The 22,814-nt window shown below is 70.7% G+C and carries 17 protein-coding genes, 1 tRNA gene and 5 pseudogenes; 17 read left to right on the forward strand and 6 right to left on the reverse strand.

The window, feature by feature from the left end:
• Positions 1-17: 17 nt before the first annotated feature.
• Together QQK35_RS18725 and QQK35_RS18730 are read left to right on the forward strand one after the other, a co-directional pair.
• Positions 18-830, forward strand: a pseudogene (locus QQK35_RS18725) (carbohydrate ABC transporter permease); the annotation flags it as partial.
• 174 nt (positions 831-1,004) lie between these two features.
• Positions 1,005-1,811: a carbohydrate ABC transporter permease gene (locus QQK35_RS18730; protein WP_284255769.1), complete on the forward strand. Its 807-nt coding sequence runs from the start codon at positions 1,005-1,007 to the stop codon at positions 1,809-1,811.
• Position 1,812: 1 nt separating this feature from the next.
• Here QQK35_RS18730 and QQK35_RS18735 read toward each other — a convergent pair.
• Positions 1,813-1,895, reverse strand: a tRNA-Leu gene (locus QQK35_RS18735).
• 48 nt (positions 1,896-1,943) lie between these two features.
• Between QQK35_RS18735 and QQK35_RS18740 the strand changes: the two genes are divergently transcribed.
• Positions 1,944-2,549: an ANTAR domain-containing response regulator gene (locus QQK35_RS18740; RefSeq protein WP_284255502.1), complete on the forward strand. Its 606-nt coding sequence runs from the start codon at positions 1,944-1,946 to the stop codon at positions 2,547-2,549.
• A 15-nt stretch (positions 2,550-2,564) separates the two neighbouring features.
• Here QQK35_RS18740 and QQK35_RS18745 read toward each other — a convergent pair whose 3' ends face one another.
• The gene (locus QQK35_RS18745; protein ID WP_284255503.1) at positions 2,565-2,996 is read right to left on the reverse strand and encodes a PaaI family thioesterase; all 432 of its coding nucleotides are present in this window, start codon (positions 2,994-2,996) and stop codon (positions 2,565-2,567) included.
• Positions 2,997-3,092: 96 nt separating this feature from the next.
• Between QQK35_RS18745 and polA the strand changes: the two are divergent.
• The 13 genes and pseudogenes from polA (at position 3,093) to QQK35_RS18815 (ending at position 15,810) form a co-directional block, all read left to right on the forward strand.
• Positions 3,093-5,725: pseudogene (gene polA / locus QQK35_RS18750) on the forward strand (DNA polymerase I).
• Positions 5,725-5,997: an HPr family phosphocarrier protein gene (locus QQK35_RS18755; RefSeq protein WP_284255505.1), complete on the forward strand. Its 273-nt coding sequence runs from the start codon at positions 5,725-5,727 to the stop codon at positions 5,995-5,997. Before polA ends, QQK35_RS18755 begins: the two are co-directional and overlap by 1 nt.
• 9 nt (positions 5,998-6,006) lie before the next feature.
• Positions 6,007-7,721 (forward strand): annotated as a pseudogene (locus QQK35_RS18760) (DUF885 domain-containing protein).
• On the forward strand, positions 7,690-8,271 hold the full coding sequence (locus QQK35_RS18765; RefSeq protein WP_284255507.1) for a DUF4166 domain-containing protein: 582 nt from the start codon (positions 7,690-7,692) through the stop codon (positions 8,269-8,271). The pseudogene QQK35_RS18760 and the gene QQK35_RS18765 overlap by 32 nt, the downstream one beginning before the upstream one ends.
• Positions 8,268-9,256: pseudogene (locus QQK35_RS18770) on the forward strand (epimerase). Before QQK35_RS18765 ends, QQK35_RS18770 begins: the two are co-directional and overlap by 4 nt.
• A 12-nt stretch (positions 9,257-9,268) precedes the next feature.
• On the forward strand, positions 9,269-9,880 hold the full coding sequence (locus tag QQK35_RS18775; RefSeq protein WP_284255508.1) for a hypothetical protein: 612 nt from the start codon (positions 9,269-9,271) through the stop codon (positions 9,878-9,880).
• A gap of 143 nt (positions 9,881-10,023) precedes the next feature.
• Complete coding sequence (gene rpsA, locus QQK35_RS18780; protein WP_284255509.1) at positions 10,024-11,490, forward strand: 30S ribosomal protein S1; 1,467 nt, start codon at positions 10,024-10,026, stop codon at positions 11,488-11,490.
• Positions 11,491-11,551: 61 nt separating this feature from the next.
• Positions 11,552-12,154, forward strand: a complete 603-nt coding sequence (gene coaE / locus QQK35_RS18785; RefSeq protein ID WP_284255510.1) for a dephospho-CoA kinase — start codon at positions 11,552-11,554, stop codon at positions 12,152-12,154.
• A 57-nt stretch (positions 12,155-12,211) separates the two neighbouring features.
• Entirely contained in the window at positions 12,212-12,952 is a 741-nt protein-coding gene (locus tag QQK35_RS18790; RefSeq protein ID WP_284255511.1) for a BPSS1187 family protein, read from the forward strand.
• Positions 12,925-13,239, forward strand: a complete 315-nt coding sequence (locus QQK35_RS18795) for a hypothetical protein (RefSeq protein ID WP_284255512.1) — start codon at positions 12,925-12,927, stop codon at positions 13,237-13,239. Before QQK35_RS18790 ends, QQK35_RS18795 begins: the two co-directional genes overlap by 28 nt.
• A 21-nt stretch (positions 13,240-13,260) precedes the next feature.
• Positions 13,261-14,253 carry a class I adenylate-forming enzyme family protein gene (locus tag QQK35_RS18800; RefSeq protein ID WP_284255513.1) on the forward strand — a complete coding sequence of 331 codons (993 nt, stop codon included), beginning with the start codon at positions 13,261-13,263 and terminating at the stop codon, positions 14,251-14,253.
• A 25-nt stretch (positions 14,254-14,278) separates the two neighbouring features.
• Positions 14,279-14,731 (forward strand): class I adenylate-forming enzyme family protein, encoded by a 453-nt coding sequence (locus QQK35_RS20065; RefSeq protein ID WP_348534982.1) that lies wholly within the window; start codon positions 14,279-14,281, stop codon positions 14,729-14,731.
• Positions 14,728-15,810 (forward strand): acyltransferase, encoded by a 1,083-nt coding sequence (locus QQK35_RS18815; RefSeq protein ID WP_284255514.1) that lies wholly within the window; start codon positions 14,728-14,730, stop codon positions 15,808-15,810. Before QQK35_RS20065 ends, QQK35_RS18815 begins: the two co-directional genes overlap by 4 nt.
• A 6-nt stretch (positions 15,811-15,816) precedes the next feature.
• On the opposite strand, the gene QQK35_RS18820 is transcribed toward QQK35_RS18815, so the two are convergent.
• The gene (locus QQK35_RS18820; protein ID WP_284255515.1) at positions 15,817-17,127 is read right to left on the reverse strand and encodes an MFS transporter; all 1,311 of its coding nucleotides are present in this window, start codon (positions 17,125-17,127) and stop codon (positions 15,817-15,819) included.
• A 95-nt stretch (positions 17,128-17,222) separates the two neighbouring features.
• On the opposite strand from QQK35_RS18820, the pseudogene uvrB reads away from it, so the two are divergent.
• A pseudogene (gene uvrB, locus QQK35_RS18825) lies at positions 17,223-19,295 on the forward strand (excinuclease ABC subunit UvrB).
• 24 nt (positions 19,296-19,319) lie between these two features.
• Here uvrB and QQK35_RS18830 read toward each other — a convergent pair.
• Genes QQK35_RS18830 through QQK35_RS18840 form a run of 3 tightly spaced genes read right to left on the reverse strand, consistent with a single transcriptional unit; the run spans position 19,320 to position 22,782 of the window.
• Complete coding sequence (locus QQK35_RS18830; RefSeq protein WP_284255516.1) at positions 19,320-21,392, reverse strand: ATP-binding protein; 2,073 nt, start codon at positions 21,390-21,392, stop codon at positions 19,320-19,322.
• Complete coding sequence (locus QQK35_RS18835; protein WP_284255517.1) at positions 21,380-22,240, reverse strand: AfsR/SARP family transcriptional regulator; 861 nt, start codon at positions 22,238-22,240, stop codon at positions 21,380-21,382. Before QQK35_RS18835 ends, QQK35_RS18830 begins: the two co-directional genes overlap by 13 nt.
• Before the next feature lie 8 nt (positions 22,241-22,248).
• Positions 22,249-22,782, reverse strand: coding sequence for a hypothetical protein (locus QQK35_RS18840; RefSeq protein WP_284255518.1), 534 nt, complete (start codon positions 22,780-22,782; stop codon positions 22,249-22,251).
• Positions 22,783-22,814: the final 32 nt, after the last annotated feature.

The raw sequence follows: 22,814 nt of genomic DNA on the forward strand, positions 1-22,814 counted from the left end.
TCGACCGGGTCAGCTTCATGCTGGTGTTCCTCGCACTGCCGGTCGCGATCTTCCTGATCTTCGTCATCTACCCGTTCATCCTCGCGGGGTACTACTCGCTCACCGACTGGAGCGGGTTCTCGAGCGACATCCCGTTCATCGGGATCGCCAACTACGTCAAGCTCGCGCAGGACGACATCTTCCAGCACGCGCTCGTGAACAACATCATCATCGCGGTCGTCGTGCCGCTCGTGACGATCGTGCTCGCGCTTGCTTTCGCGAGCCTCATTACCGTCGCCGGCCGCAGCCACGGCAACGTCCAGGGCATCCGAGCGTCCGCGCTGTACCGCACCCTGTCCTTCTTCCCCTACTGCGTGCCGGCCATCGTGATCGGCATCATCTGGGGTTTCGTGTACGACCCGTCCGCCGGCCTCCTGAACGGCGTGCTCAACGGCATCGGCATCCCGATCGGCGACTTCGCCTGGCTCGGCGACGTGCGCACGGCGCTGCCCGCGTCGATGTTCGTCATCATCTGGAGCTTCGTCGGCTTCTACACGGTGCTGTTCGTCGCCGCGATCAAGGGCATCCCCGCCGAGACGTACGAGGCCGTGCGCCTGGACGGCGCCGGCCGGTTCCGTACCGCCTTCTCGATCACGGTCCCGCTGATCCGCGACACGGTGCAGACCGGCTACATCTATCTCGGCATCGCGGCGCTCGACGCGTTCGTCTACATGACGGCGTTGTTCCCTAACGCCGGGGGACCGAACAACACGACGCTCGTGATGTCGCAGGAGCTGTTCATCACGGCGTTCCGCAAGGGGCACTTCGGCTACGCCACCGCGATGGGCGTCGTGCTCGCCGTTGTGACGCTGCTGTTCGCGGCGATCGTGTTCGGCGTGAACCGCCTCCTCGCCGGCAGTGACAAGGAGACCGCCGATGACCGCCACGATCGATCGCGTCGATCCGCGCATCGCCGCGCCGACGACCGGCCGCGGCCGCCTCACCCCGGGGACGCGGTCGCCGGCGTGCTCTCGCACCTCGTGATGATCCTCTGGACCGTCATCATCGTGCTGCCGTTCCTGTGGGTGCTCATGTCGTCGTTCAAGACGACGAAGGAGATCCTGCACTCGCCGTTCGCGCTGCCGGCGCAATGGAAGTTCGACAACTACGCCAACGCGTGGACGACCTCCGGCGTCGGCAGCTACTTCGCCAACACCCTGATCGTGGTCGGCAGCGCCCTCGTGCTGGTCATGCTGCTCGGCGCGATGTGCGCGTACGTGCTCGCCCGGTTCCGCTTCATCGGCAACCGCGCGATCTACTACCTCATGCTCGCCGGCCTGACCTTCCCGATCTTCCTGGCGATCGTGCCGCTGTTCTTCGTGCTGCGCAGCATCGGGCTGCTCGGCACGCTGCCCGGGTTGATCCTGACCTACGTCGCCTTCGCGCTGCCCTTCACCGTGTTCTTCCTGCACTCGTTCTTCCGGGCCCTTCCGGACGAGATCTACGAGGCCGCGCAGATCGACGGGGCGAGCGAGTGGCGCACGTTCTTCCAGGTGATGCTGCCGATGGCGCGCCCTGGCATGGCGACCGTCGCGATCTTCAACTTCCTGGGGCTCTGGAACCAGTTCCTGCTGCCCGTGGCATTGAATCCGGACCAGAACAACTACGTCCTGACCCAGGGGATGGCGTCGTTCGCCTCCCAGGCCGGCTACTCGGTCGACTTCGGGGCGCTCATGGCGGCCGTGGTCATCACGGTGGCGCCGGTGCTGGTGGTGTACGTCATCTTCCAGCGGCAGCTGCAGGGATCCGTGTCGCAGGGCACGATGAAGTAGGTGCCGGATGAGGGACTCGAACCCTCACGTCCTCTCGGACAACCGATTTTGAGTCGGTCGCGTCTGCCATTCCGCCAATCCGGCGCGCACGTCATCACGCGGCGCGCTGCGACCATATCGTAGGCTCGACGGGTGAGCGATGAGCCGGAGACCCCTGCCGCCCCGCGACGCGTCGTCGTCGCCGAGGACGAGTCGCTGATCCGGCTGGACATCGTCGAGATCCTGCGCGACAACGGGTTCGACGTGGTCGGGGAGGCGGGCGACGGCGAGACGGCCGTGCAGCTCGCGACCGACCTGCGGCCCGACCTGGTCGTGATGGATGTCAAGATGCCGCAGCTGGACGGCATCAGCGCCGCCGAGAAGCTGGCCAAGAACCACATCGCCCCCGTCGTGCTGCTGACCGCGTTCAGCCAGAAGGAGCTCGTCGAGCGGGCGTCGGAGGCGGGCGCGCTCGCCTACGTCGTCAAGCCGTTCACGCCGAACGACCTGCTGCCGGCGATCGAGATCGCCCTCAGCCGCTACCAGCAGATCGTCACGCTCGAGAACGAGGTGGCGGACCTCGTCGAGCGCTTCGAGACGCGCAAGCTCGTCGACCGGGCCAAGGGCCTGCTCAACGAGAAGATGGGACTCTCGGAGCCCGAGGCGTTCCGCTGGATCCAGAAGGCGTCCATGGACCGTCGGCTCACGATGCACGACGTGTCGAAGGCGATCATCGAGCAGCTCTCGCCCAAGAAGTAGGGCGCTGGCGGCGGGTCAGTCCTTGATCGGCCTGATCAGGTTCGTGATGCGCACCGTCGAGAGCAGCCGGTCGCGCTCGTCGGTGACGACGATCTCGTGCGTGCAGAGCGTGCGGCCGAGCGTGATCGCGCGGCAGGTGCCCGTCACGATGCCCTCGCGCGCCGAGCCGCTGTGGGTCGCGTTGATCTCGATGCCCACGACGTAGTTGGTCGGTCCGGCGTGGATGGCGGAGGACAGCGATCCGAGCGACTCGCCGAGCACGAGGTGCGCTCCGCCGTGCAGGATGCCGACCACCTGGCGATTGCCCACGACCGGCATGGTCGCGACCGAGTAGTCGGCGGACAGTTCGATCAGGTCGATGCCCATGCGCTGCGTCAGCTCGCCCCCGCCACCTCCGACGAGCCGCTCGGCGAGCAACGGGTCCAGATCCGGCGGCAGCTTGGTCACGGGGCTCCTGCATCATCGAAAGGGGTGTCGGGGCCGGCGGTTAGGGTGGAGCGCGTGCCGGACTCTGCCGTCAAAGGCTCCGAAAAGCCTACTTTGCTGCTCGTCGACGGGCACTCGCTCGCCTTCCGGGCGTTCTACGCGCTGCCCATCGACAGCTTCGTGACCCGAGATGGGCAGCACACCAACGCCATTCACGGCTTCCTCAGCATGCTCATCCTGCTGCTGCAGAAGGAGAAGCCGACTCACCTCGCGGTGGCGTTCGACATCTCGCGCTACTCGTTCCGCAACCGGGACTACGAGGACTACAAGGCGACCCGGGGCGAGACGCCGCCGGAGTTCAAGGGCCAGGTGCCGCTTCTCGAGGAGGCGCTGCACGCCATGAACATCACGACGATCACGAAGGAGGACTTCGAGGCCGACGACATCCTTGCCACGCTCTCGCTGCGCGGCAAGGAGCAGGGCTTCGACGTGCTCGTCGTCTCGGGGGACCGCGACACGATCCAGCTCGTCGACGACGACGTGACGCTGCTGTACCCGAACGCCCGCGGCGTCTCCGAGCTCAAGCGCTACGACCACGACGCCGTCGTCGAGCGCTACGGCATCGAGCCGCAGCAGTACCCGGAGATCGCGGCGCTCGTCGGGGAGACCAGCGACAACCTCCCGGGCGTCGACAAGGTCGGCGAGAAGACCGCGGTCAAGTGGATCCAGCAGTACGGCACCGTCGAGGAGCTGCTCGCGCACGCGGAGGAGATCGGCGGCGTCGTGGGCAACAATCTGCGTGAGCAGCAGGACCGCGTGGTCCGCAACCGCCGGCTCAACCGGCTGGTGCGCGACGTCGAGCTGCCGGTCGGCCCCGCGGACCTGGCGCGGCGCCCGTTCGACGTGCCCGCGGTCCGTGCGGTGTACGACCGGCTGCAGTTCCGCACGCTGCTGGAGCGCGTGCTGAAGCTCGAGGAGGCGGCGGGCGACGCCGGGCCCGACGAGTCCCGCGCGCCCGTGGTGAAGCTTCCGCCGGTGCGCACGCTCATCGACGAGGAGCTCGCGCTGTGGCTCGAGAGGCAGTCGGCGGGCGGCACCCGGGAGCTCGGCCTGCGCATCGTCACGATCGACGGCCGCGTCGACGGCTTCGGCATCGCGGGCCCGGACGACACCGCCTGGGTGCCCTGGGCGGCGGGCCGGCAGGACTATGACGCCCTGGAGGCGTGGCTGGCCGGACCCGCGCCGAAGGTGCTGCACGACGGCAAGCGGCAGTTCAAGGCGCTGGCCGGCACCGGGCTGACGCTCGACGGCATCGTGTTCGACACCTCGCTCGGCGCGTGGCTGCTGCGACCGAGCACCAAGACCGACACCCTCGCCGGACTCAGCTACTACTACCTCGGCGAGGCGCTCCCGGAGCCCGACCCGAGCCAGCTGGTGCCCGAGACCGAGCCGCTCAGCCCGGCGACCGAGGCCTGGTACATCCTCCGGCTGGCCGACGAGCTGCGCCTCCGGCTCGACGACGGCTCGCGCGGTGTCATGACCGGCATCGAGGCGCCCCTCCTGCCCGTGCTGGGCCGCATGGAGCTGCAGGGCGTCACGGTCGATCGCGATCGGCTGGCCGGGCTGAACAGCCGCTTGGGTACGCAGGCCGACGAGATCGCCCGCGCCGCGTTCGCCGAGATCGGGCGGGAGGTCAATCTCGGCTCGCCGAAGCAGCTGCAGGAGGTGCTCTTCGACCAGCTCGGGATGCCGAAGACGCGCCAGAACAAGACGGGCTACTCGACCGACGCGGCGGCGCTGGCCGACCTGCAGGAGGCGCACCCGCATCCGTTCCTCGAGATGCTGCTGCGGCATCGCGACGCGACGAAGATCAAGCAGATCGTCGAGACGCTCGAGGCGGCGATCGGCGACGACGGTCGCATCCACACGACCTATGAGCAGACCGGAGCCGCGACCGGACGACTGAGCTCCAACGACCCCAACCTGCAGAACATCCCGATCAAGACCGAGGTCGGCCGCGAGGTGCGCGCCGCCTTCCGGTGCGGCGAGGGTTTCGAGACGCTGCTCACGGCCGACTACTCGCAGATCGAGATGCGCATCATGGCGCATCTCTCGGGCGACGCGGGGTTGATCGAGGCGTTCCGTTCGGGGAGGACCTGCACCGCTTCGTCGGGGCCCGGATCTTCCACGTCGACCCCTCGGAGGTGACGCCGCTGCAGCGCACCAAGGTGAAGGCGATGTCGTACGGCCTGGCCTACGGCCTCAGTGCGTTCGGCCTCAGCAAGCAGTTGCGGATCGAGGTGAGCGAGGCCAAGGAGCTCATGGCCGACTACTTCGCGCGGTTCGGCGCGGTGCGCGACTACCTGCGCGGCGTGGTCGAGCAGGCGCGGGTCGACGGCTACACCACGACCATCTTCGGACGCCGCCGGCCCTTCAGCGACCTCACGAGCACGAACCGGGTGCTGCGGGAGAACGCCGAGCGTCAGGCGCTCAACTCGCCGATCCAGGGCTCTGCGGCCGACATCATCAAGCGGGCGATGATCACGATCGACACGCGCCTGCGGGAGCAGGGGCTGGCCAGCCGCATGCTGCTCCAGGTGCACGACGAACTGGTCCTCGAGGTCGCGCCGGGCGAGATCGACCAGCTCACGACGATCGTGCGCGACGGGATGGCGGGGGCCGCCGATCTGACCGTGCCGCTCGACGTGCAGCTGGGCCACGGTCCCGACTGGGACGCCGCCGCGCACTGATGGCGTCGCGTCCGATCGAGCGCCGGGTCCGGGTCGCCGCGACCAGCGGCCTCCATGCGCGCCCGGCGGCCCTGTTCAGCGAGGCGGCTGCGGCGCTCGGAGTGCCGGTGAGCGTCACCAACGCCGCCGGGACGACGGTCGACGCGGCGAGCATCCTCGGCATCCTGACGCTCGGCGTCGCCCATGGCGAGGCGGTCACCCTGCGCTCCGAGTCCGCGGGGGCGGTGGAGACACTTGCCGCGATGCTGGAACGCGACCTCGACGACGAATAGCGTGAAGACATGACGGATGAACAGCCGCACCGCACGCCCACCTCGATCGACACGATCGCCGAGGACTGGGTGACCACCCTCATCGATCTCGAGCCCTCCATGGCGGTCTGGCTCGGCCTGCCGGGCCGGCTCGGCGAATACGGCGACCAGTCGCCGGCCGGGCACGAGGCGCACCTCGCCGCGGCCAAGGACGTGATCGGACGCCTCGAGGACGCCACCGTCGCGGATGACATCGACCGGGTGACCAAGACCGACCTGCTCGCCGAGTTGCGCCTCGAGGTCGAGCGCAGCGATGCGCGCCTGCAGGAGCGCGATCTCAATGTGATCGCGTCGCCGTCGCAGGAGATCCGCGACGTCTTCGACCTCATGTCGCACGAGACGGCGGACGACTGGGCCACGATCGCCGAGCGCATGGGCAACGTGCCGGGCGCGATCGCGGGCTACATCGAGACGCTGCGCTCGGGGATCGGTCACGGCGTCGTGCCCGCCCGGCGCCAGGTGGCCGAGGTGGCCGCCCAGGCCCGCAAGCACGCCGACGCGCAGAACGGCTTCTTCGCCGGATTCGCCGCGTCGGCCGAGCTCGAGGGGGCGCGGCGGCGCCGGATGCCGTCGCCTCCGACCTCGCTCGAGGCGCCCAGGCGGCCGCGCAGGCGTACGGCGAGCTCGCGGAGTTCCTCGAGAACGAACTCGCCCCGAAGGCCGGCGAGCAGGACGGCGTCGGCCGCGAGATCTACGCGCTGCAGTCGCGGCAGTTCCTCGGTGCGGCGATCGACCTCGACGAGACCTACGAGTGGGGCCTCGCCGAACTGCAGCGCATGGTCGACGAGCAGACCCGCATCGCCGGCGAGATCCAGTCCGGGGCGAGCGTCGAGGAGGCGATCGCCGTCCTCGACAGGGATGCGAGCCGCAAGCTGCACGGCACGAAGGCCCTGCAGGAGTGGATGCAGCGCACGGCCGACCACGCGGTCGCCGAGCTGTCGAAGACGCACTTCGACATCCCGGAGCCGGTCAAGGCCCTCGAGTGCATGATCGCGCCGACCCAGGAGGGCGGGATCTACTACACGGGCCCGAGCGACGACTTCTCGCGCGCCGGCCGGATGTGGTGGAGCGTGCCCGAGGGCGTCACGGAGTTCGACACCTGGCGTGAGCTCACGACCGTGTACCACGAGGGCGTTCCGGGTCATCATCTGCAGATCGGCCAGGCCGTCTACAACCGCGCGCAGCTCAACACCTGGCGGCGTCAGCTCGCCGGCACGAGCGGTCACGCGGAGGGCTGGGCCCTCTACGCGGAGCGGCTCATGGAGGAGCTGGGCTACCTCGACGACCCGGCCGATCGGCTCGGCATGCTCGACGGGCAGCGCATGCGCGCCGCCCGCGTGGTGCTCGACATCGGCGTGCACCTGGGAAAGCCGCGCCCGGACGGGAACGGCACCTGGGATGCGGACTACGCGCTCGAGTTCATGCGCAAGAACGTCAACATGGACGACGCGTTCGTGCGCTTCGAGGTGAACCGCTACCTCGGCTGGCCCGGTCAGGCACCGGCGTACAAGGTGGGGCAGCGGATCTGGGAGCAGATCCGCGCGGCCGCGCAGAGCAGGCAGGGCGCCGACTTCTCGTTCAAGCAGTTCCACAAAGACGCCCTCGACCTCGGCGGCGTCGGACTCGACACCCTCCAGGCGGAGCTGCTGCGGGGTGAGCTCGCCCTGGCAGCGGGTGCTCGGTGACGGCACCGCGGCGCTGCATCCGCGCCTGCGCACCTACGTCGGGCAGATCCCGGAGGGGTGCGTGGGCCGCGGAGCGGGCGTGTTCGAGCGGGTGGGAACGCCGCGGCGGTGGCTGTGGCCGATGCTGGCCGTACTCGGTCGTTCCGGGATCGCCTTCCCGGTCTGGGCGCACGACGTGCCGTTCGCGATCGAGAACCGTCCCGACGGCGCGGTGCTGCGAGCGCGGCGGACCTTCTCGCTGCCCGGCGGCGATCGCGTCATGGTCGACGCGATCGAGGCGAGCGGCGGCGTGATCGTCGACCGCCTCGGGGGCTCGGGTTCGTGGCGTGCCGTGCTGACGGCGTCGATCGTCGACGGGGCGCTGCTGCTGCGCTCGATCCGGACCTCGTGGCGCGGCATCCCGGTGCCGTTCGCGCCGCGGGTCCACCTCACCGAGCGCTGGGACGACGCCGTCGAGCGCCAGCACGTCGCCCTGACGCTGGATGCCCCGCTCGTGGGGCGCCTGTACGAATACGCGGGGCATTTCGACTACGTGGTGGAGGACGCATGAGTGTCGTCATCGCCGGGGCATCCGGCTTCATGGGGCGTCGGCTGCGCGCGTCGATCGAGGCGGCGGGGGAGACCGTGCGCACCGTCGGACGCGCCGGCGACGCCGTGTGGGGCGACACCGACGGGATCGCGCGGCTCGTCGACGGTGCCGAGCTCGTCGTGAACCTGGCCGGCAAGAGCGTCGACTGCCGGTACGGCCCGGCGAACCGCGCGGAGATCCTGCGCTCACGCGTCGCGACGACGACCGAGCTGGCCGAGGCGATCCACCGGTCCGACGCGCCGCCGCCGCTCTGGGTCAACTCGTCCACCGCGACGATCTACCGGCACGCCGACGACCGCCCGATGACGGAGGAGGCGGGGAGCTCGGCGAGGGCTTCTCGGTCGGCGTGGCGCGGGCGTGGGAGGACGCCTTCCTCGCCCCCGAGCTGCCGGGCGTGCGGCGGGTCGCCTTGCGGACGGCCATCACCCTCGGCAACGGGAGCGCGCTCATCCCGCTGCTGCGCCTGGCCCGGTTCGGCGCCGGCGGGGCCCAGCTCGACGGGCGCTGGCCCGCGTCGCGCACCCGCCTCACGGCCGGGACCTACCACCGCTTCGGCACGCCGCACGGTCGCCAGCGGTTCAGCTGGGTGCACATCGACGACGTGGTGGGGATCGTGGCGTTCCTGCGGGCGCATCCGGAGCTCGCCGGCGTCGTCAACGTCTCGTCGCCGTACCCGGTCGACGGCGTCACGCTCATGCGCACCCTGCGGCGGGTGCTCGGGGTGCCGTTCGGGATGCCGCTGCCGCGGGCCGCCCTGGAGCTCGGCGCGTTCGTGCTGCGCACCGAGACCGAGCTCGTGCTCAAGAGCAGGTGGGTGCTGCCGGAACGGCTCGAGAACGCGGGGTACCGGTTCCGGTATCCGGAGCTCGAACCCGCGTTGCGGCAGATCGTCGCCGAGCGGCGCGGGGCGCGTCGCGCAGCCGGGGCTCAGGTGGGTCCTCAGTAGGATGCCAAGGTCATGAGCCCCTCCGTCTCGCGCCGCCCGCTCCTTCGTGCCGCCGTCGTCGCGCTCTCCGCGTCGGCGCTCGTCCTGCTCGCCGGCTGCACGGCCGACACACCCGCCGCCTCGGCCTCGCCGAGCTGCGGCGGCCACGTCAAGGAGATCCTGCTCGGCGACGACTCGGCGACCCGTCAGGTCGCCTTCGATGCCGGCGACTCGCCGAAGGTGTTCAACGTGCCCGCGTCACCGGCGCCGACCTGCGCGTACCGGTCCAGCACGAGCACCCACGGCAACGCGCCGTCGACGATCACGCATCGCACCTACCTCTACATCGGCATCTCCTCGGCGGACGCCCAGAAGCTCATCGCCGCCGTCGCCGCCACGGGCGCGACGAAGGGGTTCACGGCGAGCTACACGAACACGCCGGCGCCCTCGGCGACGCCGGTGCCGTACGCGCTGCAGACCCGCACCTGGAGCTACACGTCGCCCGAGCCCGGCGGCTCGGATCGCGGGTCGATCGGGTACGCGTACAACGCTCCGCTGAACCCCGGCATCGTGAAGCAGGTGGGCCTGGAGGGCACGCCGAACGTGCTGCGCATCGAGACGGAGCTCATCCGGCGCGCGGATTAGCCCGGGCGTAGTAGTCTGGAATGTCGCTTTCGCGGCATCATCCTTCATATCCGCACCGCCCCGGGAACATCCATGCGCACCGCGTTCCCGGAGCCCGATCCCCGCCCGCATAACTGCGTGCACCATCTCGGAGCACCTACTACATGACGAACACCACGACCGCCACGGCCACCAAGCAGGTCGCCATCAACGACATCGGATCTGCTGAGGACTTCCTGGCCGCGGTCGAACTGACTCTCAAGTTCTTCAACGACGGCGACCTCATCGAGGGCACCGTCGTCAAGATCGACCGCGACGAGGTCCTCCTCGACGTCGGCTACAAGACCGAGGGCGTCATCCCCTCGCGCGAGCTCTCCATCAAGCACGACGTCGACCCGAGCGAGGTCGTCAACGTCGGCGACAGCGTCGAGGCGCTCGTCCTCCAGAAGGAGGACAAGGAGGGTCGCCTGATCCTCTCGAAGAAGCGCGCGCAGTACGAGCGCGCGTGGGGCGACGTCGAGAAGATCAAGGAGACCGACGGGGTCGTCACCGGCACCGTCATCGAGGTCGTCAAGGGCGGCCTGATCGTCGACATCGGCCTCCGCGGCTTCCTCCCGGCGTCGCTGATCGAGCTGCGCCGCGTCCGCGATCTCACGCCGTACCTCGGCCAGGAGATCGAGGCGAAGATCCTCGAGCTCGACAAGAACCGCAACAACGTCGTGCTGAGCCGCCGTGCGCTGCTCGAGCAGACCCAGTCGGAGTCGCGCTCGACCTTCCTCAACAACCTGCACAAGGGCCAGGTCCGCAAGGGCATCGTCTCCTCGATCGTCAACTTCGGTGCGTTCGTCGACCTCGGCGGCGTGGACGGCCTCGTGCACGTCTCCGAGCTGTCGTGGAAGCACATCGAGCACGCGAGCGAGGTCGTCGAGGTCGGCCAGGAGGTCACGGTCGAGATCCTCGAGGTCGACCTGGAGCGCGAGCGCGTGTCGCTGTCGCTCAAGGCGACGCAGGAGGACCCGTGGCAGATCTTCGCCCGGACCCACGCCATCGGTCAGATCGCGCCCGGCAAGGTCACCAAGCTCGTTCCGTTCGGTGCGTTCGTGCGCGTCGCGGACGGCATCGAGGGTCTCGTTCACATCTCGGAGCTGTCGGGCAAGCACGTCGAGCTCGCCGAGCAGGTCGTGTCGGTCGGTGACGAGGTGTTCGTCAAGATCATCGACATCGACCTCGAGCGTCGCCGCATCTCGCTCTCGCTGAAGCAGGCGAACGAGGGCATCGATCCCAACAACGCCGAGTTCGACTCCGGCCTGGCCGCCCTGTACGGGATGGTCACCGAGTACGACGAGCAGGGCAACTACAAGTTCCCGGAGGGCTTCGACGCCACCTCGGGCGAGTGGCTCGAGGGCTTCGACGCCCAGCGCGAGGCGTGGGAGGCCGAGTACGCGGCCGCCCAGGCTCGCTGGGAGGCGCACAAGAAGCAGATCCTGGCCGCCGAGGAGGCCGGCGCGACCGACTTCGGTCCGGTGGCGTCGCAGGGCAGCTCGTACTCGAGCGACAGCGCCTCGAGCGGCACCCTTGCCGACGACGCGTCGCTCGCCGCGCTGCGCGAGCGCTTGAGCTCGAACAGCTAGCACCCGCACGAACGCGAGGCCGGGTCCTTCGGGGCCCGGCCTTCGTCGTTAGCATCGACGGGTGCAGCTCATCGCGGTCACCGGAGGAATCGCATCCGGCAAATCGGCGGTCGCCGCGCGGCTCGCGGAGCACGGGGCGGTGGTCGTCGACGCGGATCGGATCGCCCGTGAGGTGGTCGAGCCGGGAACACCCGCCCTTGCCCGGATCGCCGCGGAGCTCGGTCCGGAGTTCGTGCGCCCCGACGGTTCGCTCGACCGGGCGCGGCTGGGCGCCGCCGTCTTCGCGGAGCCCGACAAGCGGCACCTGCTGAACGCGATCACGCATCCGGCGGTCGCGCGGCGCTCGCACGAGCTGTTCGCCGCGGCCGCGGCCGCCGATCCGAAGGCGATCGTGGTCTACGACGTGCCGCTGCTGGTCGACACCGACCGCACGGCGGAGTTCGACCTCATCGTCGCGGTCGTCGCCGACGCCGAGGAGCGCGTGCGGCGCATGGTGTCGCTGCGCGGGATGAGCGAGGACGACGCGCGGCGCCGCATCGCCGCGCAGGCCGGCGACGACGAGCGCGTCGCGGCCGCCGACATCGTGATCGACGCGAACGGCACGCTCGACGAGACCCGCGCGCAGACGGATGCGCTCTGGGAACGGCTCCGGCGCGATTCCTGAGCGTTTTCGACGCGTTTGCAGCCACCCCTTGACGCGCGGCTCACCTATGCTCCTTGCGTGCGGACCACGGGACTGATCAGGGCGGGCGCCGTCGTCCTCATGATCGCCGGGGTCGTGAGCGGCACGGCCCTGGGGACGCCGGACGATCCGCCGCTGGCGGTGCCGACCGACGCGGCGACGCCGCCGGCCGCATCGCAGCCGGTTGCGGCCGTCCTGGCTCCGCTCGTGCGCGACGTGTTCCGGCTCCGGGCGCACGGCATCCGGTACTCGCCGAACGCGCGCAACGTCGCGATGCGCTCCGATGCACGCGGACCACTGCTGCTGTTCCTGCCCGCGACCGGCGCCGTGCCGCGGGACTACCGGCAGTTCCTGAACACCGCCGGCGATCTCGGCTACCACGTGCTCGCGCTGGATTACTGGAACCGCGGCCGTTCCGTCGCACGGACCTGCGAGCGGGACGCGAACTGCTACAGCGACCTGCAGGCCAATCGGTTCGACGGCAGCCACCCGACCCGCTTCTCGGCGATCGCCCCGGAGGATTCGATCCTCGACCGGCTGCGGCGGGCCCTGACCACGCTCGACCGGCACGATCCGCACGGCGGCTGGGGGCGCTTCGCCCACGGTGACCACGTGCGCTGGGGCCGGATCGTCGTGGCCGGGCACTCGCAGGGGGTGGCGAGTCCGCGTTCATCGCTCACCACCACGCCGTGCAGGGCGTGCTCATGTTCGGGTCTCCGGTGGAGTCGGTCGACGGTGTCACGGCCGCATGGATGGCGCACCCGGGTGTCACCCCCGTGACGCGCTACTACGCCTTCGATTCCCGCCGCGACATGTACGCGGATCGCATCACGGGCTCCTGGCGCGCCCTGCACCTGCCCGGGCGGCCCCAGCTGCTCGGGAGCACGCCGCCGCACCGGCTGGCTCATCAGCTGGTCACCGATCGCAGGATCGGCGACCGCCGCCAGTCGCACAGCCTCTTCATCACCGATCGGGGTCCGCGTGGGCACCAGGACAGCCCGGTGTTCCAGAAGGTCTGGGCGGCGATGCTGCGTGCCGTCCGGCAGCCCTCCGGGATCGCGTCCTAGGAGCGCTCGGTAGGATCGGGGATGCTCTCGCCGACCCTGTCGTCGCTGATCGCGCGGCGAGCGGCCGAGGACCCGGGTCACGTGCTGTTCGAGGACGCCCGCTCGGACCGCGTCGTCACGGCCGGTGAGCTGAAGCGCCTCGTCGCCGCCTGGCACGAGCGATTCGCGGGTGCGGGGCTCGGACCGTCGGCGGCGGTGCTGATCGACACCGACGACGTGCTCGCCACCACGGTGCTGCAGCTGGCCGTCGTCTCGGGCGGATTCCGGGCCATCACGATCGATCACGGCGCGAGCCGTGAAGAGCCGGCGCGCATCGCCGGATTGATCCGCGGAGCGGGCATGACGGTCGGCGATCGCGGAGACGATCGTGCCGTCCCCGGCGCCCCGTGGACCGCCGTCGGCGCCGACCTCGCGCCCGGTGAGGCGGGAGAGGGCACGCCGGCAGCAGCAGCCGAGCCCACCGGCGCGGGCGCGGCGGTGCTGTTCACCTCGGGTTCGACCGGCACCCCCAAGGGCGTGGAGCTGCCGGAGCCGCAGCTGCTGTACGTCGCCGCGCGCATCGCGACGCACCACGGCCTCGGACCCGGCGATCGCGGCTTCAACCCGCTTCCGCTGTCCCACGTCAATCCGCAGGTGATCGGTGTGCTGGCGACCCTCGTCGCCGGCTCGACGACGGTGCTCGACGCGCGTTTCCGCCGCACCGGATTCTGGGAGCTCCTGCACGAGCGCCGCATCACGTGGCTCAACGCCGTCCCGGCGATCCTCGCGGTGCTCGCGCGCACGGGCGAGCTCGATCCGCCCGAGACGCTGCGCTTCATCCGCTCCGCATCCGCCCCGCTGCCCGACCACGTGCGCGAGGCGTTCGCGGGCATCCCGTTCATCCTCAGCTGGGGCATGACCGAGGGCGCGAGTCAGATCACGGCGACCGACCCTCAGGACGCCGCCGAGGTGCGCGGAGTCGGACGGCCGCAGGGCGGGGAGGTCGAGGTCCGGTCACCGGAGGGGAGCGTCTGACCGCGGGGAGACCGGTGAACTCTGGGTGCGCGGTGAGGGCATCATCCGGCACTATCTCTTCGACGCGGCGGCCGACCGGTTCGACGACGACGGCTGGCTGCGCACCGGCGACGTCGGCGCCATCGACGGCTCCGGCCTCGTGACCCTCGCGGGCCGCAGCGACGACGTCATCAACCGCGGCGGTGAGAAGGTGTACCCCATCGACGTCGAGGAGGTGCTGCTCGGCGACCCGCACGTGCTCGAGGCGGTGGTCGTGGGGCGGCCCGACGACGTCCTCGGCCAGATCCCGGTCGCCTACGTCATCCCGGTGGACGGGGCGGCCGTCGACGTCGAGGCGCTGCGTGAGCGCTGCGAGGAGCAGCTGGCACGCTTCAAGCGACCCGTCGAGATCAACCTGGTCGCCGAGCTGCCGCGCGCGCCCGCCGGCAAGATCCGTCGCGCCGAGGTCCGCCGGATGGCGGCGGAGACTCCGGCGTGAAACGACTGTACGAGGTCGATGTCGTCCGCATCCTGACCTTCGCGTGCGTCATCGGCGTGCACGTGACCAGCCACACCATCGCGTCGGACGACGTCCCGCTCTACGGCCTCCTGGGCCTGCTGCACATCACCCGGCTGGTCTTCTTCGCGCTCACCGCGTTCGTGCTCATGCTGGGGCAGCTCAACCGGCCGAAGCCCATGCGGCAGTTCTGGCCGAAGCGGTTCCTGCTCGTCGGCGTGCCGTACGTCGCCTGGTCGGTCATCTATTACGTTGCCTCCAACCTCTACAGCCAGAGCGACAAGGCTCCCGTGCAGTACGTGGTCGACCTGCTGTACCGGATCGTGACCGGATCCGCCTGGTACCACCTGTACTTCCTGCTCGTGACGATGCAGGTGTACCTGCTCGTCCCGCTCATCGTGTGGTTCGTGCGCAGGACGCGCGGCCACCACCGGCTCGTGCTCGCGATCTTCTTCGTCATCCAGCTCGCGATCACGGCGGTGTACCTCTATCACCCCGGGTCGCTCGGCTGGTACGGCGCCGCCGAGAAGCAGTTCTTCTGGAGTTACCCGTTCTTCATCATCGCCGGCGCGATCGCCGCCGACCACGCGCCCGCGTTCCTCGCCTGGGTGCGCGCACATCGCGGCGCGATCGGCCTGCTCGTGCTGGGCGGCGCGGTGCTCACCCTCGGCGTGTTCGCGATCCAGCACTGGGTGGTCGGCATGAGCCTGTACCACGCGGGGACGCCGTTACAGCCCGTGATCATGGTCTGGTCGACCTGTGTGGTTCTCGGCTTCCTCGCGATCGGCACCTGGTGGGCGGATCGGCGCGTCGACGGGGCGCGTTTCGCCCGGGCCGTCGACCGGATCTCCGACCGATCGTTCGGCATCTTCCTCGTGCACCCGATGCTGCTGTGGGTGCTGCTCTGGATCGGCGCCGGCTGGGTCCCCGCCCACGTGCCCACGCCGTGGCTCACGCTGGTCGCGTACCTGATCGTGATCGGGCTGTCGTACCTGATCGCCGATCTCGCGCGCCGTTCGCCGCTGAGCCTGGCGCTGGCCGGGCGGCGCTGGCGCGGCTGAGCCGCTCTACGCCGTCACGCGCTCCTCGGGCGGGGCGATCGGGTCGACCACCTTGGGCCGCATGACGGCGGCGAGGATCGTGGCGGCCACCAGGATGCCGGCGGACAGCCCGAACGGGAAGGCGAAGCTCCCGGTCCAGTCGACGAGCGCGCCGACCACGATCGGCGAGATGATGCCGGCGACGCCGAAGCCGGTGTTCATCATGCCGCTGGCCGTGCCCGACCAGGTCGGGGCGACATCCATCGGGATCGACCACAGCTGCGCGTTGGTGAGCTCGAGGCAGAAGAACGCGAGGGCGAGCGTCGCGATCGCGAACGGGAGCGGTGGCGTGAACACGAGCGGCACCATGAACACGATCGCCCCGATGAACCCGATCAGCAGCAGGGTGCGGCGGGCGTTGCGAGCGTTGCCGGTGCGACGCAGGATCGCGTCGCTCAGCACGCCGCCCAGCCAGTCGCCGATGACGCCGCCGGCGAGGATCGCGCTCGTCGCGAGACCGTACTTGCTGATGTTCTGGTGGTAGGTGCTCACCAGCAGCGTCGGGATCCAGGTGAAGAACATCCACGCCGCCCAGCCGTAGCCGAAATCGACGAGCGTGACCGGCAGGATCGACCGGATGAGCCGCCGCCACGGCACCGGCGGGCGGTCGGCGGCCTTGGGGATGTCGGGGATCTCGGCGAGCTCGACCTTGCTGATGCCCCTCACGTCCCTGGGGCGGTCGCGGAACATCAGGTACCAGATCAGCGCCCACAGGATGCTCAGGACGCCGACCGAGATGAAGGAGAAGCGCCAGTCGACGAGCTGGATCAACCACGCCACCGTGATGGGCGCCGCCGCGTTGCCGAGCCGGGAGGCGGAGTGCACGATGCCCTGGACGAATCCGTTGCGATCGCGCGGCACCCACCGGCTCATCGCCTGTGTCGCCGTGGGGAACGTCGCCGACTCGCTCAGACCGAGGAGGGCGCGGGCGACGAGCAGCGTCACCAGGCCGACCGCCATGCCCGTGAACAGCGTCGACAGGCCCCACAGCACCCCGAGGACGAGCAGGCCGAGGCGCGGGCCGAACTTCTCGCCCACCCATCCGCCCGCGATCTGCAAGAGGGCGTAGAACAGCGAGAACACCGAGATGGCAAGGCCGAACTCGGCGTTGGAGAGGTGCAGGTCGCCCATGATCTGCGGCGCGGCCGTCGCGATGTTGTTGCGATCGAAGTACGCGATGAAGTACATGACGCAGAGCAGGACGATGACCATGCCACGGCGTCGGTGCAACAGGATCGGCGTGGGGCGGACTCGCGGACGCTCGTCGGTCGTCGACATGCTCACAACCCTAGGGAAATGCTCAGACTCGCGGCGGCCCTTCACAGCGGATCCTTATCCGGCGCTCGTCGGTGGCGCGTCCTAGCCTGGACACCATGCAACCCACCCGGTCGGTGCGGCCCTTCGAGGTCGTGAGCGAGTACACGCCGAGCGGCGACCAGCCCCAGGCCATCCAGGAGCTCGCGCACCGGGTGCAGGCGGGGAGACCGACATCGTGCTGCTCGGGGCGACCGGCACCGGCAAGTCGGCGACGACCGCCTGGCTGATCGAGCAGGTGCAGCGCCCGACCCTCGTGCTCGCCCATAACAAGACGCTCGCGGCTCAGCTGGCCAACGAGTTCCGCGAGCTCATGCCGAACAACGCGGTCGAGTACTTCGTGAGCTACTACGACTACTACCAGCCCGAGGCCTACGTGCCGCAGACGGACACGTTCATCGAGAAGGACTCGTCGATCAACTCCGAGGTGGAGCGGCTGCGGCATTCGACCACCAACTCGCTGCTGAGCCGGCGCGACGTGGTGGTCGTCTCCACGGTGTCCTGCATCTACGGTCTCGGCGCGGCGGAGGAGTACCTGGGCGCGATGACGGCGTTGCAGGTCGGCGAGCACATCTCACGCGACCGTCTCGTGCGGCGGTTCCTCAACATGCAGTACGAGCGCAACGACGTCGACTTCTCGCGCGGCAAGTTCCGGGTGCGCGGCGACACGATCGAGATCATCCCCGTCTACGAGGAGCTCGCCGTGCGCATCGAGATGTTCGGCGACGAGATCGAGGCGCTCTACTCGCTGCACCCGCTCACGGGCGACGTCGTCGCCAAGCTCGACGCGGTCTCGGTGTTCCCGGCGACGCACTACGCGGCGAGCCCGGAGTCGATGCACCGGGCGATCGGCACCATCAAGGAGGAGCTCGCGGAGCGGCTGGCGGAGTTCGAGCGCCAGGGCAAGCTGCTCGAGGCCCAGCGGCTGCGCATGCGCACCACCTTCGATCTGGAGATGATGGAGCAGATCGGGTTCTGCTCCGGCATCGAGAACTACTCGCGCCACATCGACGGCCGCAACCCGGGCGAGCCGCCGAACACTCTGCTGGACTACTTCCCCGACGACTTCCTGGTCGTGATCGACGAGTCGCATGTGACGGTGCCGCAGATCGGCGCAATGTACGAGGGCGACGCGAGCCGCAAGCGCACGCTGGTCGAGCACGGCTTCCGGCTGCCGAGCGCGCTCGACAACCGCCCGCTGCGCTGGGAGGAGTTCCTCGAGCGGGTCGGGCAGAAGGTCTACCTGTCGGCGACGCCGGGGCGGTACGAGCTCGGCATGGGCGACGGGGTCGTCGAGCAGATCATCCGCCCGACGGGGCTCGTCGATCCGCAGATCGTGGTCAAGCCCAGCAAGGGGCAGATCGACGACCTCCTCGAGGAGATCCGGGTGCGGGCGGAGCGCGACGAGCGCGTGCTCGTCACGACGCTGACGAAGAAGATGGCGGAGGAGCTGACCGCGTTCCTCGGCGAGCACGGCGTGCGGGTGCGATATCTGCACTCGGACGTCGACACCCTGCGCCGCGTCGACCTGCTCACCGAGCTCCGCGCCGGGTCTACGACGTGCTCGTGGGGATCAACCTGCTGCGCGAAGGACTCGACCTGCCCGAGGTCTCGCTGGTCGCGATCCTCGACGCCGACAAGGAGGGCTTCCTGCGGTCCGGCACGTCGCTCATCCAGACCATCGGCCGTGCCGCGCGCAACGTCAACGGCCAGGTGCACATGTACGCCGACAACATGACCGACTCGATGCGCAACGCGCTGGAGGAGACCGATCGGCGTCGCGAGAAGCAGATCGCCTACAACACGGAGCGCGGCATCGACCCGCAGCCGCTGCGCAAGCGCATCTCCGACATCACGGCGGTGCTCGCGCGCGAGGAGGCCGACACGGCCGCGCTGCTCGCCGGGCGGTCCACCTCCGACGGATCGCGCCGGCGCTCGCCCACGCCCAACCTGCGCAGGGAGGGCATCGGGGCCGGGGAGCGAACGAGCTCGAGGCGATCATCGCCGACCTCAACCAGCAGATGCTGCAGGCCGCGGGGGAGCTCAAGTTCGAGCTCGCGGCCCGCATCCGCGACGAGCTCCAGGACATGAAGAAGGAGCTGCGGCAGATGGCGACCGCGGGGCACATCTGAGGCACCGTCGCCTTCGCGCTGTTCTCATCGGGTCACTCGGGTGAGCACCGAACGCGCGAGATCAGCCGCCGCCGCCGGATCGATCGCTTCGCCGAGGACCGCGGGCACCGCGAGCGAGTGCGGCGCCGGACGATCGCCCTCGGCCCGGATCACCGCCGCGGTCGCGAGCAGGATCCCCGCGGTCTCGTCGTCGCACTGCAGCGCGGCGGTTTCCAGGCCGATCGCGAGCGGATACCGGTAGGCCAGCCGATCCGCCGTGTCGAGCGCGGCGAGCGTGGGGGCCACGGCATCCGCCGGGCGACCTCGCACGAGCGCGATGCGCGCCCGCAGCGCATGGGCCAGGGGCAGCTCGCGCTCGACGCCGAGCTCCTCGCCGTCGGCCACCGCCCGCTCCACCAGCCGGGCCGCCTGCTCGAGGCGGGCCTCCGCCATCGCGACGCCCGCCGCAGCAACCGCGAGCACCACTCGCGCGATGCGCGCCTCCTCGCGCAGGAGGGGCTCGCCCTCGGCGATCCAGCGTCTGGCCGCGTCGAGGTCGCCGACCTGCCACGCGATCATCGACGCGGTCGCGAGGGTCGCGAGCAGCTGGTCCCGTGACGCCTTTTCCCGGCAGATCGTGAGGGCGCGGTCGGTGAATCCGATGGCGTCGGCATCGCCGCGTTCGGCGAGGATGCTCGCGACACCCATGGCGGCGGTGACCTGCAGGTTGGCGTCGTCCGTCGTGTCGGCGAGCTCGATGGCGGCCCGGATGTCGCGCAGCGCCGCCTGCGGGCGGTCCTCGTCGTCGGCGATCCCGGCGGCGAAGACGAGCGCGCGTGCGGCGAAGGAGTCCTCGACGCCCCGCAGGCGCTCCGCCGCCGTCTCGAGCAGATCGCCGGCCGCCGCGGTGTCGCCGGCCCAGTACGCGAGGTAGCCGGCGGCGAACGTCGCGAGCGGAGCCCAGCGGTCATCGCCGGCCCCGTCGAGCAGTCGCGCGAGCCAGTAGCGGCCCTCCGCGAGCCCGACGACCGTCCAGTACCGGTGGAGGCGGAAGGCGAGCTCGAGCCCGACCGAGCGATCGAGCCGACCGCTCGCGGCGGCCTCGAGCACGGTGCGCAGCGCATCGGAGGCATCCGTCACCGACTCGCGGAAGCCGCCGGGAGGCGTCCTGGCGTCCTCGGGCAGCAGGGCCCGCACGGCCCGGGCGAGCCCCGCGAGTACGTCGCCCGGACCCTCCGTCTCGTCGAGGCGCTCCCGCGCGAACGCGCGCACCTGGTCATCCTGCCTATAGCGCCAGCGCGGGCCGGAGCGGTCCACTCCGAGCAGGCCGCCGTCCGCGAGCTCGGCGAGCAGGCGGGCCACGCGACCGGGTGCCGTGCCGTCCGCGACGAGCGCGGTGGCCATTCCGAGCGAGAGCGACCCGTCCACCGCGCCCCAGGCGCGGAACAGGGCGGATTCACGTTCGTCCAGCGACTGGTAGCTCTGCGCCAGCAGGGAGTGCACGACGTCCTCGGCGCCGCGCGAGACCGTCGGCAGTCCATCGAGCAGGTCGGCGACCGCCATCGAACCGAGCTGCGCCGCCGCGAGCTCGAGGGCGAGGGCCACCCCGCCGCATCGCTCGCAGAGCGCACGGACCGCCGCCGCGTTGCGCGTGTCGAGGGCCAGCGCCTGGCCCCGCGCCGCGAGCCGGTCGGCGAGCAGCTGCACGGCCGCACTCCGCGCGAACGCCGCGTCACCGGCCGGCAGCTCGAACGGAGCCAGCTCGACCTTGCGCTCCGCGGGGAGGTCGAGAGGCCGGCGCGATGTCGCCAGCACCCGGAGCTCGGGGTTGGCCTCCGCGAGGGCGGCGACCGTCTCGGCGAGGCCGTCGACCACGTTCTCGCAGCCATCCAGCACCAAGAGCGCGGCACCGGCCGGCGCGAGCACCGCCGTCGCCGCGCCGATCGGGTCGGGCCCCTCATCGGCACCGACCGCGCGAGCGACGGCCACCGCGACCAGATCCGCGCTCGGCAGGTCGCCGAGCGAGACCCAGTAGCGCCCGCCGGGGACGGCATCCGCGGCCGCATGCGCCGCGCGGAGCACGAGCCGCGACTTACCGACGCCGCCTAGGCCCAGCACGACGATGAACCCCGGCGCCGCAAGACCAGCCGCGATGCGGGCGAGCTCGTCCTGCCGGCCGTAGAAGCCGTTGCGCGGGGAGCGGGGAGCGTGCCGCCGCCGGATGCCCCCGATCGCAGGACCTCGAGGTACGCCGCGGCGGTCGCCGGGCCCGGATCCACGCCCAGCTGCTCGGCCAGCACCGTCCGGAACTCCTCGAACGCGTGGATGGCGCCGGCCCGGTCACCGGAGAGGGCGAGCGCCCGCATCAGGGTGCGCTGCGGGCGCTCGTCGAGCGGGTTGCGCTCCAGCAGCTCCCGTGCCGCGGCCGCCGCCGCGGGCCCCCGCCCCAGTTCCAGGGCGGCGTCGCCCTCGATCGCGAGAAGCCGCTCGGTCACCGCCGCCAGCTGCGCGCGCGGCTCGTCGAGCCACTCGCCGTCCTCGCCGGGCAGCAGATCGCCGCGCGGCCTGGCCGCCGTCGCGAGCTCGAGCGCGGTCTCGGCGCGACCCGCCGCGAGCTCGGTCTCGGCACGATCGGCGGCGGCGCGCGCCTCGAGCAGGTCGACCGCGGCATCCGGAGCCAGCGCCCAGCCCTGATCGGTCGTGCGCACGAGCTCCTGACCGCCGAGGCCGATCGGATCGAGGGCGGACCGCAGGGCGAGGATCGTGCCGCGCAGCGCGGCCGACCAGGTCGACGGCGGTGCGTCCCAGACACGCTCGGCGAGTGCGCGCGAGCCCAGACCGGCGGGGCTGAGGGCGAGCGCGACGAGCACGACACGCGAGCGGCGGGCGTCGAGCGCACCGGCGGGCAGCGACCGGCCGTCTCGCTGCACGGTCACGGCACCCACCGTCGAGATCCGCACGCCCATGCCGCACGCTACCGCGTGAGGCGGTCCCGGAGGGATATCACGAGGCGCTGGGTGATCGCCAGCGGCAGAGCCGTCGTGGCCGGCTTTTCGACGATCGCCAGCACGTCGTCGCCATAACGCACGACGATGCCGTCCAGGGCCGCCTGCGCCGCATCCCCGAGCCCGGTGACGACGATGGCGCCCCCGCCGAGGTCGGGCGAGGCGATGAGGGCGGTGAGCGCGGCGTCGTCGCCGCCCGGGGCGGCGAGCAGGCGCAGCGTGCCGTCGACCCCCGAGTACGTGCACTGCACGGCCGGGGCCGACCCCGCGGTCGACGTGCCGGCCGTGGCCGAGGAGAGCCGCCATCCGGAGCTCGTCGCGACCGCGGCCACGGGGAACACGGCGCAGATGTCGGACGTGTCGAGCGGTTGCGCCGTCCCCGTCGCGCCGCCGCCCCCGAGCAGACCGGGGATCGAGACCCGCGGCACGGGCGACGCGCCGCTCGTGCAGCCGGCGAGCGAGAGCAGCACCGCGGCGGCCGCGATGACCGCCCGGATGCGCATCCCGCCATTCCATCGCGAATCCGCTCCCGGCG

Source organism: Pseudolysinimonas kribbensis (genome assembly GCF_030161895.1).
GTDB classification, from domain to species: domain Bacteria; phylum Actinomycetota; class Actinomycetes; order Actinomycetales; family Microbacteriaceae; genus Pseudolysinimonas; species Pseudolysinimonas kribbensis.

Coding starts and splice junctions, on each gene's coding strand:
- QQK35_RS18755 (WP_284255505.1), top strand. CDS start 5,725: ATGGCGTCGCGTCCGATCGAGCGCCGGGTCCGGGTCGCCGCGACCAGC.
- QQK35_RS18775 (WP_284255508.1), top strand. CDS start 9,269: ATGAGCCCCTCCGTCTCGCGCCGCCCGCTCCTTCGTGCCGCCGTCGTC.
- rpsA (WP_284255509.1), top strand. CDS start 10,024: ATGACGAACACCACGACCGCCACGGCCACCAAGCAGGTCGCCATCAAC.
- QQK35_RS18795 (WP_284255512.1), top strand. CDS start 12,925: ATGGCGCACCCGGGTGTCACCCCCGTGACGCGCTACTACGCCTTCGAT.
- QQK35_RS18800 (WP_284255513.1), top strand. CDS start 13,261: ATGCTCTCGCCGACCCTGTCGTCGCTGATCGCGCGGCGAGCGGCCGAG.
- QQK35_RS18820 (WP_284255515.1), bottom strand. CDS start 17,127: ATGTCGACGACCGACGAGCGTCCGCGAGTCCGCCCCACGCCGATCCTG.
- QQK35_RS18835 (WP_284255517.1), bottom strand. CDS start 22,240: ATGGGCGTGCGGATCTCGACGGTGGGTGCCGTGACCGTGCAGCGAGAC.
- QQK35_RS18840 (WP_284255518.1), bottom strand. CDS start 22,782: ATGCGCATCCGGGCGGTCATCGCGGCCGCCGCGGTGCTGCTCTCGCTC.